This window comes from Daejeonella lutea (assembly GCF_900168015.1).
In the GTDB taxonomy this organism is placed as follows: Bacteria; Bacteroidota; Bacteroidia; order Sphingobacteriales; family Sphingobacteriaceae; genus Daejeonella; species Daejeonella lutea.
Genome location: NZ_FUYR01000003.1, coordinates 269,892 through 283,646, shown reverse-complemented (window position 1 = coordinate 283,646; position 13,755 = coordinate 269,892). Strand labels below are relative to the sequence as shown.

General features: G+C 44.0%; 10 protein-coding genes. 1 reads left to right on the top strand and 9 read right to left on the bottom strand.

The genetic code is table 11. From position 1 onward, the window contains the following. Positions 1–65 precede the first annotated feature (65 nt). The 8 genes from B5X60_RS14810 to lpdA all read right to left on the bottom strand — a co-directional run bounded on the left by B5X60_RS14810 (position 66) and on the right by lpdA (position 6,641). Entirely contained in the window at positions 66–605 is a 540-nt protein-coding gene (locus tag B5X60_RS14810; protein WP_079703501.1) for a RidA family protein, read from the bottom strand. 142 nt (positions 606–747) lie between these two features. Then, positions 748–1,227: a RidA family protein gene (locus B5X60_RS14805; protein WP_079703500.1), complete on the bottom strand. Its 480-nt coding sequence runs from the start codon at positions 1,225–1,227 to the stop codon at positions 748–750. A gap of 225 nt (positions 1,228–1,452) precedes the next feature. Further along, positions 1,453–1,686: a cytochrome b5 domain-containing protein gene (locus B5X60_RS14800; protein ID WP_079703499.1), complete on the bottom strand. Its 234-nt coding sequence runs from the start codon at positions 1,684–1,686 to the stop codon at positions 1,453–1,455. Next, on the bottom strand, positions 1,686–2,366 hold the full coding sequence (locus B5X60_RS14795; RefSeq protein ID WP_079703498.1) for a lycopene cyclase domain-containing protein: 681 nt from the start codon (positions 2,364–2,366) through the stop codon (positions 1,686–1,688). The genes B5X60_RS14800 and B5X60_RS14795 overlap by 1 nt, the downstream gene beginning before the upstream one ends. Before the next feature lie 512 nt (positions 2,367–2,878). Further along, complete coding sequence (locus tag B5X60_RS14790) at positions 2,879–3,415, bottom strand: RNA polymerase sigma factor (protein WP_079703497.1); 537 nt, start codon at positions 3,413–3,415, stop codon at positions 2,879–2,881. Positions 3,416–3,591: 176 nt separating this feature from the next. After that, positions 3,592–4,605 carry a UDP-N-acetylmuramate dehydrogenase gene (gene murB, locus B5X60_RS14785; protein WP_079703496.1) on the bottom strand — a complete coding sequence of 338 codons (1,014 nt, stop codon included), beginning with the start codon at positions 4,603–4,605 and terminating at the stop codon, positions 3,592–3,594. A gap of 4 nt (positions 4,606–4,609) precedes the next feature. After that, entirely contained in the window at positions 4,610–5,071 is a 462-nt protein-coding gene (locus tag B5X60_RS14780) for a sterol desaturase family protein (protein ID WP_079703495.1), read from the bottom strand. A gap of 166 nt (positions 5,072–5,237) precedes the next feature. After that, entirely contained in the window at positions 5,238–6,641 is a 1,404-nt protein-coding gene (gene lpdA, locus B5X60_RS14775) for a dihydrolipoyl dehydrogenase (RefSeq protein ID WP_079703494.1), read from the bottom strand. Between the two features lie 209 nt (positions 6,642–6,850). Here lpdA and B5X60_RS14770 point away from each other — a divergent pair, with 209 nt between their 5' ends. After that, the gene (locus B5X60_RS14770) at positions 6,851–8,491 is read left to right on the top strand and encodes a M1 family metallopeptidase (RefSeq protein ID WP_079703493.1); all 1,641 of its coding nucleotides are present in this window, start codon (positions 6,851–6,853) and stop codon (positions 8,489–8,491) included. A 2-nt stretch (positions 8,492–8,493) separates the two neighbouring features. On the opposite strand, the gene B5X60_RS14765 is transcribed toward B5X60_RS14770, so the two are convergent. Beyond that, positions 8,494–13,560, bottom strand: coding sequence for an Ig-like domain-containing protein (locus B5X60_RS14765; RefSeq protein WP_079703492.1), 5,067 nt, complete (start codon positions 13,558–13,560; stop codon positions 8,494–8,496). Positions 13,561–13,755 lie beyond the last annotated feature (195 nt).

Here is a 13,755-nt window from a genome sequence, read left to right as displayed (position 1 = left end):
CCTTTGGTCGTTAAACCGCCCTGGTCTTGATTCTTGATTCTTGATACTTGATTCTAGATACTAACCTAGTCCACGTACGCTATGCAATCCAGCTGAACCAGCACCCCACTTCTGCCCATCAAATCGGCACTGGTGCCTGTATACGACCTTACCGGAGCGGGATCAGGAAAATATCCACGGTAGGCTTCGTTTAGCGCGGCGATATTTTTATTCGGTTCAACTACCGTCATGTGTACTTTAAGGGCATTTGCCATTGAAGACCCTGCTCCTTCAAGCACTTCCTTTAAGGTATCCAGGATACTTTTGATCTGAACTTTGATATCCCCCGGTTCAGCTCGGCGCTCCGGATACCACCCTCCAATTCCTGATACAAAAAGCAGGTGCCCTGAGCGAACACATCCGGAAAGAACAGGTGCCGGTCCCTGGGGAGTTTGAACGACAGTATTGGTATTTCCACCACTATTACTTTTACGGACCACCTCCTTCTTCGGTGTCCATTGATTTTTCTTCTTCTTGCTCTGCGCGTTTAACTCAACCGGCGCTATAACTGCAGCGCCGGCAAGCGGCAACAGCGTGAGGCTTTTTAGTAAATTTCTGCGATTCATATTAGGTTAGGTTTTAGGAGTTTGACATTAGGGTCTAAACGATTGGTTAGTGCACCAGTCTGGCTCCTTGATACTTGATACTAGATACTTGATACTAGATACTTGCTACTTGATACTTGCTACTTGATATTGATACTTCCTTCTAATCCACATAAGCAATACATCCCACCTGTACGAGTATTCCATCGCGGCCCATCTGCGATGCTTTCGAGCTGCTAAAGGAACGTACCGGCGGATCTTTCGGAAAGAATTCGTAATAGCCTTCATTAAGGCGCGCGAGGTTCTTATTAGGTTCGCAGACCGTCATAAAGATCTGGAGCACATTGTGCATACCCGAGCCAGCTGCTTCAAGTGCTTCTTTCATTGTGTTAAGAGCACTTGTGATCTGAACTTTGGCGTCGCCGGGTTCAGCGCGACGGTTGGCATACCACCCGCCAATCCCTCCTACAAACAGCAGGTGACCTGAGCGAAGACATGAGGAGTTCGCTCCACGTATCAGCTGCTTTTTGGGCAGCCATTCTTCCGGCTCGGCTGGCGGCTGAGGCATAAGAGACGCTGCCGATACTGCCGCACCTGCTAGAGGCAATAATGTTAAACCAGTGAGTATTTCCTTGCGATTCATATAGATAAGGTTGGTTTACTAAATATAATAAACCCAAGGGATTAAGTGGAAAGGGCATGAAGATTTTACAATTGTTGCGTGACGACTGTTTCTTACAGTAGTGAACGCAGAGAAAATGTTACTTTCTAGACTGTTCGCATCTAATTGACATCCCATCTGCACTCTCTGTAAGTAGTTTACGACATCTACGCCGGCAGGCAGGTTTAATTTGCTGTGGATGCGTAATTAAACAAGCTTCCCCACAACTTTAAACCGCTCAAACACGCCCTCCGCATGTGGCGCATCCTTCAGCTCGTCTGTCAAATCCTGACCAGCCCAATGCTCGTAGTGCTTACCATTCTTCCATAAGCGGCTCGCTGTCACATCGTAGATAACGCCTTTATAAGCCACCCAGATCTCAGGCTTATCCTGCCCGTTTCTAAGCGCGAGGTAATTACGTGTGTATTCCTGAAGTTCCATCAACGTGCTGCAGTATCGCGCTTTTTAAAATATTCGAATAACATAATATTCATCAAGAGCATCGACAAGGAATAAAAATGGTCTTCAAATGGAATTGTCCCAACTCGAAAGGCCATATTCTCCGCGTCATTATACATCACAATGGGAATTGAAGTAAGAATACCATTGACAATATAGAAAGGCAGCAGGGATACAAAGTAAGCGAGATAGAACCTTCCCAGGTTAATTTGCTGAATAAACTCCGCATAGACCAACGCTACAAGCAGGAAGCCAAAAGTTATAAGCGTATAGACCCTGTCATAAAACTGGACTAGGAAAGCCATACAGGCAATAATTAACACGATACTAATCGGTCGGGCAAGATCGTGAAGCAAATCCTTTTTTATGTAATAATTCAAACACTCATAAATAAAGATGCAAGCAAAAGGCACGGTTATAAAGAACAAAATTTCTTCGATAGGCAGGTCGAGTATGTACAGACCGGTAACATAGTCCGGATTAAACGACCACACATCGAATACTGTAAACAGATAATCCCAAACCAGGAAAACCAGCCCGGTGATAAACAAACCGGGAAAGATATACCTCCAGCTTTTGAAGAATTGGACACGCTTGTCGAAGGACAACAGCACCGGAAATAAGATTGTAAGGAAGTTGATTAATAGATAAGCGGACTTCATTATTCGTTATGGTTTCCTAAAATACAAGCATTATGCAGAACGCTTAAATATAAGTGTAAATTCATCATAGACTTTAGAAGTCTGTTTTAGGAAGCATAATTTTTGAGCAATTAACTACATCTTAGGTGCCGGGTTAGCGACTGCAGCAGAAATCATTTTGGCCGAAGGACAAAATATTGAAGCGAAAAGCGCAGTGCGGCTCCCGCCGCAAAGCCCAAAATGTACTTCCTAATACTCCAATAAGCTATCTTTGCTTCCACAAATCATTTTGCTTAATATACAAACCACTTCCCCTAACATAATTCTTATCGATTAACACCAATAACCATCAGCATGCCGGGTACCCATTCCCTGCCCGCACCGTACTATTACTCTACGACCGCATTAAATATAATAAGGCTCTGTAGTCTCTGAGATTACCACAAATAAAAAAACACCGGAATTGCCCCCGGTGTTCTCATTGTAAAAGTATATGATGTTTAGTTTATGATGATGCTTACTAGTATGCCGTATTAGTTAACAGCATATTGTGTGTTACGGAAATCGGTATCGTAAGGTTTCAATGATTTCTTTAGTAATTTCCTCGCAACGTGGATTCTTGTTTTAACGGTTCCAATAGGGATAGTTAAATGTTCAGCAATTTCGTGGTATTTGTGGCCATCAAAATGCATAGTGAAAGGAACATAATATTCATCAGGTAGTTTACCCAGCGCGTTTTTAATGTCTTCCATGACAAACTTAGGTTCACCCTGATTCTTGGTAGCACTGTACATCAGGTTGGCGGAAGATATATCGTCAGACTTAGTTACAAAAGAGCTGATCTTTACGAATCTTCTGTAGTTATTGATAAACGTGTTTTTCATGATGGTATATAACCATCCTTTCAGATTTGTTCCTTCTTTAAATTTATTATAGTAGGTAATAGCTTTCAACATGGTGTCCTGCACCAGATCGTTCGCGTCGTCAGAATCATGGGTAAAGTGTAACGCGTACATTTTTAGAGAGCTCGCCTGACGCGTAACGAGGGTATTGAATTCGATCGTGGTCATCTTGTTTAGGTTTAGTAGTAAACAAATCAGTTATTTCTTCGCAATTCAAAAAAACAAAGTGTTTTTAAGTAGACATTTTATAACAGACAAAGTCTATGCCTTTTTAGGCCATAGCTAAAAAACCTGCCGACATAGTAAGTCGGGTATTAAGATGATGAAAGAAAAAAAAGGGGAAATTATATGATATTAACTTCTCGTTCGAGGGCAATATCGAAACGATCCTGCACACTCTTGATGATCTCGCCTGAAAAGTTAAATATCTCATTACCAGAAGCATTGCCATGATTGACTAATACGAGCGCCTGGTTTTTCCATGTGCCTGTGTTGCCTGAGACCTTACCTTTCCATCCACATTGTTCAATCATCCATCCTGCTGCCAGCTTGATAAAACCTGGTATTGACGGGTAGTGTACTATGTCTGGAAAATTGGACTGCAACTGTATAAATTTGCCTACCGGGATGATTGGATTCTTGAAAAAACTGCCGGCATTACCTATGGTTTTAGGGTCTGGCAATTTGCTCACCCGAATGTATGATACTATTGTTGAGATATCTTTTATTGTCGGCGACACAATATGGCGATTGTCCAGTTCCTGCTGGATGGCCCCGTAGCTAACATTAGGAATAAAGGTCTTTGAAAGCTTGTAGGTAACCTCAGTGATAATGAACCTGCCTTTATATTCAGATTTAAAGACGCTGTCCCGATAACTGAAATTACATTCTTCACGGGTAAATACCCTCATAATGCCTGTAGAAATCTCGAATGCACGACAGGAATGGAAAATATCCATCAACTCAACACCATAAGCACCTATATTTTGAACGGGAGATGCACCTACAGAACCGGGAATGAGGCTTAGATTTTCCATCCCGGCAAATTCATGATCTACCGCATAATTCACCAGATCATTCCATACTTCTCCCCCACCAGCCGTGAGGTACACATCGTCACCGTCAATCCTGTTAGCAATCCCGTGAATATTCATATGAATCACCAGCCCCTCATAATCACCAGTGAAGAGCATATTACTGCCGCCTCCAAGAACAAGGTGAGGTAGTGACTTAAGATGTTTGTCGGCAAAGACAGCTTTCAGGTCATCTTCAGCATCAATTTCAATAAACCAACGGGCGTGGGCATCAACGCCGAAAGTATTCAGGTGCTTTAAAGAAACGTTTTCCTGTACATTCATAGATTTATAGCGCCTGATCTTTTTTGTCTCTTCTGAAATATTTCCCCGAAGCTAGTAATAATCCAAATTCCTCTGAAGGATTTTTCTCCATAGACTTATGGTGGATCTTATGCGCTCGTCGTATCCCAAGCAGATACCGGTTATTGGTTTTGAACGACTTAAACCGGTTATGTATGAACCAGTCGTGAAAGATAAAATATATTAGACCATATACCGATATCCCCACTCCTATCCAAAAACCTGTATTCAGACTTTCCCTTCCATCCCACATTAAATAAAGTGAGATGCCGGCAAAAAGGATACTGAAGACATCATTAAACTCAAACCAGGAATGGTGCGGTTTGTGGTGAGTCTTGTGAATAAACCATAAAGGCCCGTGGAACAGGTATTTGTGAATGAACCAGGAGAGCGCCTCCATGACGGCGACGGTTGTAATTATTAGGAATAGGTTTGTTATAAAATGCATCAGTTCTACGTTGTACGTTATACGTTGTACGTTTACTAAACGCGGTGCTAAGTATTAGGTTCTGTTATATGTTACTAAAAGCTGTTCCAGGTATAATGTTATACTGCAAGAAACGGTGCGCATAGTTCGCTGTGCTTACGTACAACGTATAACTTATAACGTACAACTACATATGGATCGCCCTATTCTCCGTGGCTGCCATCGCCGCTTCTCTGAACGATTCAGTAAAAGTCGGGTGTGCGTGGGAGATGCGAGCAATATCCTCAGCAGAAGCTCTGAATTCCATCGCAACTACTGCTTCGGCAATCATATCAGCCGCTCTTGGTCCAATCATGTGTACACCAAGAATTTCATCGGTGTCCACATCTGCAAGAACCTTGATAAATCCATCCAGGTCCATACTTGCACGGGCCCTGCCACTGGCTTTGAATGGAAAAGATCCTGACTTGTATTTAACGCCGCGCTCTTTCAATTGCTCTTCGGTTTCTCCTACACTGGCTACTTCCGGCCATGTATACACAACGCCCGGAATCAGGTTGTAGTTTATATGAGGTTTTTGTCCTGCAATACGTTCAGCAACGTAGGTGCCTTCATCCTCAGCCTTGTGGGCGAGCATAGCGCCCTTAACCACATCACCAATGGCATATATTCCCTCAACGGAAGTTTCAAGATGTTCATTCACCGGGATCTTTTTGCCGCGCTCTTCAAGGGTTATACCGATATTTTCCAAGCCCAGGCTGTCTGTATAAGCCGTACGACCCACAGCAACAATACAATAATCACCTTCTATACTAACTTTTTCGCCCTTCGGACTATCGGCGGTTACTGTGACCTTACTTCCTTTAACCGTAGCTCCTGTTACTTTGTGGCTAAGCAGGAATTCCATTCCCAGCTTGGTAAGAACTTTTTGCAGCTCTTTGCCTAGACCTTTATCCATAGTGCCGATGATCGAGTCCATAAACTCTACCACAGTCACTTTAGAACCTAGTCTTGCATATACAGATCCTAACTCAAGTCCAATTACTCCACCACCTATCACAATCAGGTGCTTAGGTATATCTTTCAGGTTTAATGCCTCTGTTGAGGTGATGATCCTTTTCTTATCCGTTTTAAGGAATGGTAGTTCTGTAGGCTTTGAGCCTGTTGCCAGGATGACATTCTTACCTGTTATATTTTCTGTTGTACCATCCGCCTTCGTGATCTTCACTGTGTTCTTGTCGACCATAGAGCCCATACCCTGGTATGGTGTGATCTTATTTTTCTTAAACAGGAAAGCGATTCCACCGGTTGTTTGGGCAACAACATCATCTTTACGTTTAACCATCTGTTTAAGGTCTGGCTTCAGATCTTTCAGGTTAATACCATGCTCTTTAAAATTATGCAATGCATTATGGTAATGTTCAGATGAATCCAAAAGGGCTTTCGATGGAATACAGCCAACATTCAGACAGGTACCGCCATAGGTACTATATTTTTCAACAACTGCTGTTTTCAAGCCCAGCTGAGCACAACGAATCGCGGCAACATATCCGCCCGGACCACTACCAATAACTATTACGTCGAATTGCATGTAAGGATAATTTTTAAGTATAAGGCAAAGTTAAGAAATAGGTATGAGAAACGAGATTCGAGAAGCTGGAGATGAGAGACACCTGAGTCATTAGGTGGTAAGTTTTTTATTATGACCATTACCGCCCGGAAAGTGACGATGACGCATGCGATATAAACAGCGCTTTTTTTCTTAATTTTATACTCCAACTACCAATTAAAACGAAAATAATGAACCTAAGGTCGCTATTGCTATTATCTATTATGCTCATCGGTGCAGTTTCAAGCTTCGCCCAGCAGAAGGCTCCTGTATTTACAAAGGCCGATACCCTGCGCGGGAAACTGACTCCTTTAAGAAGTTCTTATGATATAAACTTTTATCACCTTGATGTGAAAATTGATATTGAAAACAGATTTATTAGCGGCTCAAACGTGTTTAAATTCACTGCAACTGACAATCTCAAACGTCTGCAGTTTGATCTTTTCGAAAATCTGACTGTAGATAAGGTATTATATCATGGACAAGAACTTCCCTACAAACGGGAGTTCAACGCTGTGTTTATTGATTTCCCTAACGAGATAAAAAAAGCTAGTAAAGAAGAATTTACTGTTTTCTATAGCGGCAAGCCCACAGTTGCGAAACGTGCACCATGGGAGGGTGGATTCTCTTTTTCCCAGGACAAACAAGGCAAGCCTTGGGTAGGAGTATCCTGCCAGGGCTTTGGTGCCAGTTCCTGGTGGCCAACAAAGGATCATCAGTCGGATGAGGTAGACAGTATGATGATCAGTATCTCTGTGCCGGATGGCCTGATGGATGTAAGTAATGGCCGCCTTCGCTCCACAGAAAAACTCAACAACGGATATACACGATATAACTGGTTTGTTTCTTATCCGATAAATAATTACAGCGTTACCGTCAATATCGCCGACTATGTACACTTCAACGATTCTTATCAGGGCGAGAATGGTAACCTCACACTTGATTATTACGTCCTGAGGGAAAATCTTGAGAAAGCAAAGAAGCAGTTTGGTGCGAATGTTAAGCCAATGCTTAAGGTGTTTGAGAATTGGTTTGGACCTTACCCTTTCTACCGCGATGGATTTAAATTGATTGATGCCCCTTACCTTGGAATGGAACATCAGAGTGCTGTGGCATATGGGAACAAATACCTGAACGGTTACATGGGCACAGATTTATCCGGCACGGGATACGGTCTGAAGTGGGATTACATCATCATACATGAAGCCGGACATGAATGGTTCGGAAATAATATCACATCCAAGGACATCGCTGATATGTGGATTCATGAAGGATTTACAATGTATTCGGAAGGGCTGTTCGTGGAAAGTATTGATGGAAAGAAAGCAGGAGCCAAATATCTTGCCGGAGTGAGGAAGAGTGTATCGAACGACAAGCCAATCATTGGGCCCTACGATGTGAATACAGAAGGTTCTGGAGATATGTATTATAAAGGAGCCAACCTCGTCCATACTCTGCGCACGATAATCGATAATGATGAGAAGTGGCGTTCAATCTTACGCGGATTGAATAAAGATCTCGGTTTGAAGACCACAACAACCGAAGAAGTGGTCAAATACATCAATGGAAAGGCAGGCAAAAACTTAACAAAAACGTTTGACCAGTATCTCCGCTATACTGGAATTCCGGTGCTTGAATACAAAGCTGCTGGCGGAAATGTCAGCTATCGCTGGGTATCACAAGTCCGGGACTTTGATATGCCTGTCAGGATTCTCTCCGGCTCTAAGCATCAATGGATCAAGCCTACAACCGAATGGAAGACCATGAAGTTAAAATCCGATTTCACTCCTGATCTGGAGAATTTCTTTATTACGGTGAAGAAGGTTGAGTAATCCTACTTCAGTATAGTAACATAGCCCGAATGTACAAGTCCGGGGAATTTCGTATCGATCACATAATAGTAAGTCCCCACAGGCGCTGGGGAGCCGTTGTGAGTCCCGTCCCAGGGATTCTTGTATCCCACCGAACTAAAAATTTTGTCGCCATACCTGTTGAACACGGTAACTGTATTATTGGGATAAGTCGTCAGTTCAGGAATATTCCACAGATCATTAATACCATCACCGTTAGGGCTAAATGTATTGTAAGTAACGATGGGCATTAAAACATCCACAAATATTTCGTCTTCAGTTACACAGCCGCGGCTATCGGTTACGGTGAGTTTGTAAACCTGGTCGGCTACGCCAGTTAGAACAGGGTTTTTAATAGTATTATCGCTAAGGTTCGTGCCTGGGGTCCAAAGATATTTAACATCCTTATAGTTAACATTCGGGTTTAGTGTGATTGTTCTACCAAGCGGCAATAATATGTCTGCACCAGTATTGACAGACGGCGGCGGAACAATCTTAATATTAATTTCGTCCATTACCGGTAGGCATACACTAAGGCCGGCAGAAGTTAACGTCAGCACCACACTCCCCTTATTGATATCCTTACTGCTGGGAACATAGATGGCGTTCAGGCTTGTGTTTGAGGGCTGGAAAGTTCCAGTGCCTGAACTGGCCCATATAACATTTTGAGGAATCGAAATCTTGCCATTTAATGTCACATTCGGACTTTGAGAACACACTTCTTTATCTGCGCCGGCATCTACAACCGGAATAGGAACGAAGGTTATATCAACCGAAGACACAGCTGAAGCACAAGTACTTGTAGCAGTTAACGACAACTTAACGAACCCGGCATTCTTATCGTTCTGAGAGGGGACATATGTTGCGTTTACATCCGTGTTCGAAGGTGAAAATACACCGCTGCCGCTGCTGGTCCACGCTCCGGCCGAGGCCCCTCCTCCTATTATCCCTTTCAGTACAACACCGCTCGTGCTGATACACAAGGTTTGGTTTGCACCCGCATTTGCGGTTGGGGGATCAACAATTTCAATATCCGCATATGCAGTATCGCTGACACATCCGTTGATGGTGATCACGAGGCTGTACCGGCCGTCGTTTGCTTCCGTTGCTCTGTTGATTAAAGGGTTCAAATGATTTGATCGGAATCCATTAGGGCCTTTCCAGGAATAGGTTGCTCCCGCAATTTGTGTCGTACTTAGGGTAATCCTATCACCTTCGCAAACTTTGGTCGATGCTTTAATAACCGGAGCTGCAGTTGGGTTAACTGTAACCCGATAGTTGAAAATCGGTGCCTGACATCCATTAAAAACTGCTGTAATTCTGTATGTAACAGTAATTGCAGATCTGGTGGTGTTGATTAAAGTCTCGCTAATATCAGACTTTTCCACTCCGTCTGCTGCTTCATTACTGATTCCTGCAACGGCGGCTCTGCTCCAGGTAAAGGTCGCGCCTTTAATATTACTTGTTATTGTATAATTCAATGGCGACTTATTGCAGATTACCTCGGCTGATTTACTGGTAATTTGAGGTGACGGATTCACCGTGACAACATATTTGAATGGAGTACCGGCGCAACCGGCATATGATTGATGGAATATGTAAGTAACATCTACCGGAGCATTGGTTGTGTTAGTAAGAACTTCCCTGATAGTGTGGGACATCTGACCGCCTATCGCACGATTACTTATGCCTGGAACTGCAGCCCTGCTCCAATTGAAATTGGTTCCCGCCATGTTATACTCAATAGTATAGTTGGATGCTGAATTATTACAAATTTGCCCGAACGAAGCACTTAGTACATTGGGGCTTGGGTCAACCGTTACCACAAAGTTGAAAGGGTCTCCAATACAGCCATTCAGTGATGGGGTTATCACATAAGTAACTTCAACCGGTGAAGTTAAAGTACTGTTAAGAGTTTCTCTAATGATCGGTGACGTTTGTCCAGTCGATGCTTCATTAATTATACCCGGAACTGCAGCCCTGCTCCATGAAAAGCTGGTGCCTGGAAGGCTCGCGGTAATCTGATAATTCAAGGAAGTGGAATCGCATATTGTGAACAAAGCAGCACTCGTGACTACTGGCTTTGGGGCAACAGTAACCGTAACAGGCGTCATCGAGCTCGCACAATTGCCCGATACCTGTTGTACGTAGTAAGTGGTTGTAGAAGTCAGTGCCGGAGTGATAAATACAGCTTCCGTACTCAATATATTCCCACCCGCAGCATCATCGTACCATCTGAACGTCCCTCCTGACCCTGTGGCATTAAGGCTAGCTGTACCACCCGCACAAATTGCCGTTCCATTTGCTTTGGGTGCATCTATCCTCGGAAGTACAGTAATTCTAACCGCCATTCTTGGACTTGCCAAACCTCCCAGTGTTGATCTCACATAATAGGTTGTATTCCTGGTTAACGCAGGGCTAATGAACGAGGGATTACTTAACATCGGTGTTCCCCCCGATGCCGAATCATACCATTCATAGGTATAATTCGATTCACTATTCAAACTGATAGTTGCTGTGCTACCATAGCATATAGTTTGATCTGCCGTTATCGGCGGAAAAAGAACGGCAATATCAATGGTATCTATTTTCTCTGTAAGGCAGGGAGCAACACCTTTTGCGGTAAGGAATAGCCTGATGTTCGACTCATCGGGCGCTGGGGTGTAAGTTGGTTTAAGGCTCGTAACATCACTAAAAGTGCCTTTTCCACCTGACCATGAATGATTTGAACTATAACCGACCGTACCTGTTAAATTGACATTAGACCCGGGTATAATTACCTGATCTATTCCGGCATTTACCAGTACTGATGGCAAAATCACGACAGTATCTGATGCAGACGTCGAAACGCAGGAGCCTCCGTTAGACGGGATTGTATTCGTAATAATATATGTGCCCGGGCGGGTTCTCTGGAGATCGATTGAGCCGTCGCTTGCAAAGAACAATCCGCTCGTGGAGACGCTAATTACTCCACCGCTTCCTCCTGTGGGATAGGTTAAAAACGGATTTGTCTCTCCCTGGCAATACGGTCCTTCCAATTTGAATTCGGCGTTTGTTGTGCGTGTTATCCGTAACTCCACAAAAGTGGATGGCGAGCATGGAGCATTCGCTTTGAACGTGACAATATAATCTCCAACCGCACTCGCATTTAAGTCGATTTCACCGGTAGCGGTATTTTTAAATACGACACCAGCCGGCATTGCGCTGAACGTACCAGTGAGTGTCGTGAATTTGATTGGGACTGGATCACGGCTATCTTTGCAATAAGTTCCGGACGGATATCGGAATAATCTGCCGGGTGGTGTGGCTATCTTTACAGTAACAGGAATCCTTGCGCTGGTACATCCATCTAGTACAGCCTGAACATAATAGGTAATATCCGCATTCAGTGCAGGAGTGGTATACGTCGGAGCAATTCCAAGTAAGTTACCTGCCGCATCGAACCAATGATATTCCACATTACCTGCCTGCGTTGAGGAGGTCGAGGGAGCAACTGCCAGGACTGTAGTGTTACCGGGGCAGATCGTTAAGTCCGCAACAACCGGTGTTGGCGGTGCTGCTTTAACCGTTATCTTAACGGGAACACGTTCGCTTGGGCAACCATTTAAGGAGTTCTGTACATAGTACGTCGTATTTGCCGTCAAAACGGGTGTTGTAAACTGAGGGGCGGTTAGCAGTAAATTTCCGCCAACGGGAGCGTCATACCATTCGACGCTCCCTTCCACTGAATCCGGGGTTAAAACTATTGTATTGCCCGAGCAAGTTGTGATGTCCGCTATAACTGGTGCCTTGGGAGCCGAAACCAAATTTACGTTCACCGCAGTTCTGGTGCTTACACAACCACTATTTTCCGACTGTACAAAATAGGTTGTATTGGCATTTAGGATAGGAGTAGTAAAAGTTGTTGTTTGAGCCAGTAGTGTTCCGCCTTCAGCTGCATCAAACCAGGAATAGGTGACACCGTCGACACTTGGCGCCACCAGAGTTAAAGCGGTCCCCAGGCATCCTGTCTGCCCGGAAACTTTTGGTGGTTCTGGCACTGGGGTGACATTCACGGTTACTGCAGTTCTTGGACTTGCGCAGCCATTCGATACCGTTTCAACGTAATAAGTAGTGGTTCTGTTGAGTGCCGGAGTGGTGAAATTTGCTCCTGTGGCAATAGGATTGCCCCTCGAAGGAACAGCATACCAATTGTATGAATCACCCCCACTGGCCTTTAGTGTCGTCACTGATCCGCTGCAAATAGTAATACCAGACACTGCCGGCACGGCAGGAATCGGGTTTACTGTAATGGTCACGGCTTTACGCAAACTTGTACAACCGTTCAATACCGACTGAACATAAAACACTGTAGTAGTGTTGAGAGCAGGTGTAGTGTAATCAGGACTAATTATAAGTGGCTGGCCACCCTCCGGCACATCGAACCATTGATAAATGCCTCCGGATGAGCCTGAAGCCGTCAATATGGTGGTTGAGCCAGCGCAAATTGATCGATCCGGGACATCAGGTGGGTCCTGCCTTGCATTTACTGTAACTGCAACAGCGGTTCGTGAACTCGTGCATCCGTCTACTGTTGTCTGAACAAAATATGTCGTCGACGTAAGAAGTTCGGGTGTTTTGAATGAGCTCCCTTCATGAAGTAAATTTCCTTCCGTTGCCGCATCAAACCATTGATAAACTCCTCCTGTTCCACCGGCGTTTAGTGTCACCGAGGTGCCTGCACATATATTAGCTCCGGCAGCAGTTGGCTTAACCCCCACTGTTACCGTTACTGCCGTTCTCGGACTTATACAATCATTATTAACTACCTCAACAAAATAGGTGGTTGTAGTGCTCAGAACGGGAGTTACAAATTCTCCACCTGTGGCAAGTAATGTCCCATCAGAAAGCGAATTGTACCACCGATACTCACCCCCACCCCCTGACGCAGTGAGTGTAGTTGTAGAACCAGCACATATCGTTACGCCGTTTGCCTTGGGTGCATCACAAGATTGTGAATAAACCCCAGAAAACGCCATGGTTAAAAGCACAAACAGTAAAAGTTTCCTCATTAAACTTATAAGCAAAGCCTAAACGAACAGATGCCATCCCCATGACAAATGCCGTAATAAATTCTAACGAAGGATAAGGTTTTGGATGGTTAGTCCTTGTAATTGAGGGTGGTTAATTCCGCAATTAAAGAAACAAAAACGGGGTGATTATACCGTTATTATCAGTGCTTTAAAAAATATTTATCATTTTACTGC

What these genes read in the sequence shown, in the direction of transcription:
- B5X60_RS14770 (WP_079703493.1), top strand. Translation starts at nt 6,851, where the DNA reads ATGAACCTAAGGTCGCTATTGCTATTATCTATTATGCTCATCGGTGCA.
- B5X60_RS14800 (WP_079703499.1), bottom strand. Translation starts at nt 1,686, where the DNA reads ATGGAACTTCAGGAATACACACGTAATTACCTCGCGCTTAGAAACGGG.
- murB (WP_079703496.1), bottom strand. Translation starts at nt 4,605, where the DNA reads ATGAATGTACAGGAAAACGTTTCTTTAAAGCACCTGAATACTTTCGGC.
- B5X60_RS14805 (WP_079703500.1), bottom strand. Translation starts at nt 1,227, where the DNA reads ATGAATCGCAAGGAAATACTCACTGGTTTAACATTATTGCCTCTAGCA.
- B5X60_RS14780 (WP_079703495.1), bottom strand. Translation starts at nt 5,071, where the DNA reads ATGCATTTTATAACAAACCTATTCCTAATAATTACAACCGTCGCCGTC.
- lpdA (WP_079703494.1), bottom strand. Translation starts at nt 6,641, where the DNA reads ATGCAATTCGACGTAATAGTTATTGGTAGTGGTCCGGGCGGATATGTT.
- B5X60_RS14795 (WP_079703498.1), bottom strand. Translation starts at nt 2,366, where the DNA reads ATGAAGTCCGCTTATCTATTAATCAACTTCCTTACAATCTTATTTCCG.
- B5X60_RS14765 (WP_079703492.1), bottom strand. Translation starts at nt 13,560, where the DNA reads ATGAGGAAACTTTTACTGTTTGTGCTTTTAACCATGGCGTTTTCTGGG.
- B5X60_RS14790 (WP_079703497.1), bottom strand. Translation starts at nt 3,415, where the DNA reads ATGACCACGATCGAATTCAATACCCTCGTTACGCGTCAGGCGAGCTCT.
- B5X60_RS14810 (WP_079703501.1), bottom strand. Translation starts at nt 605, where the DNA reads ATGAATCGCAGAAATTTACTAAAAAGCCTCACGCTGTTGCCGCTTGCC.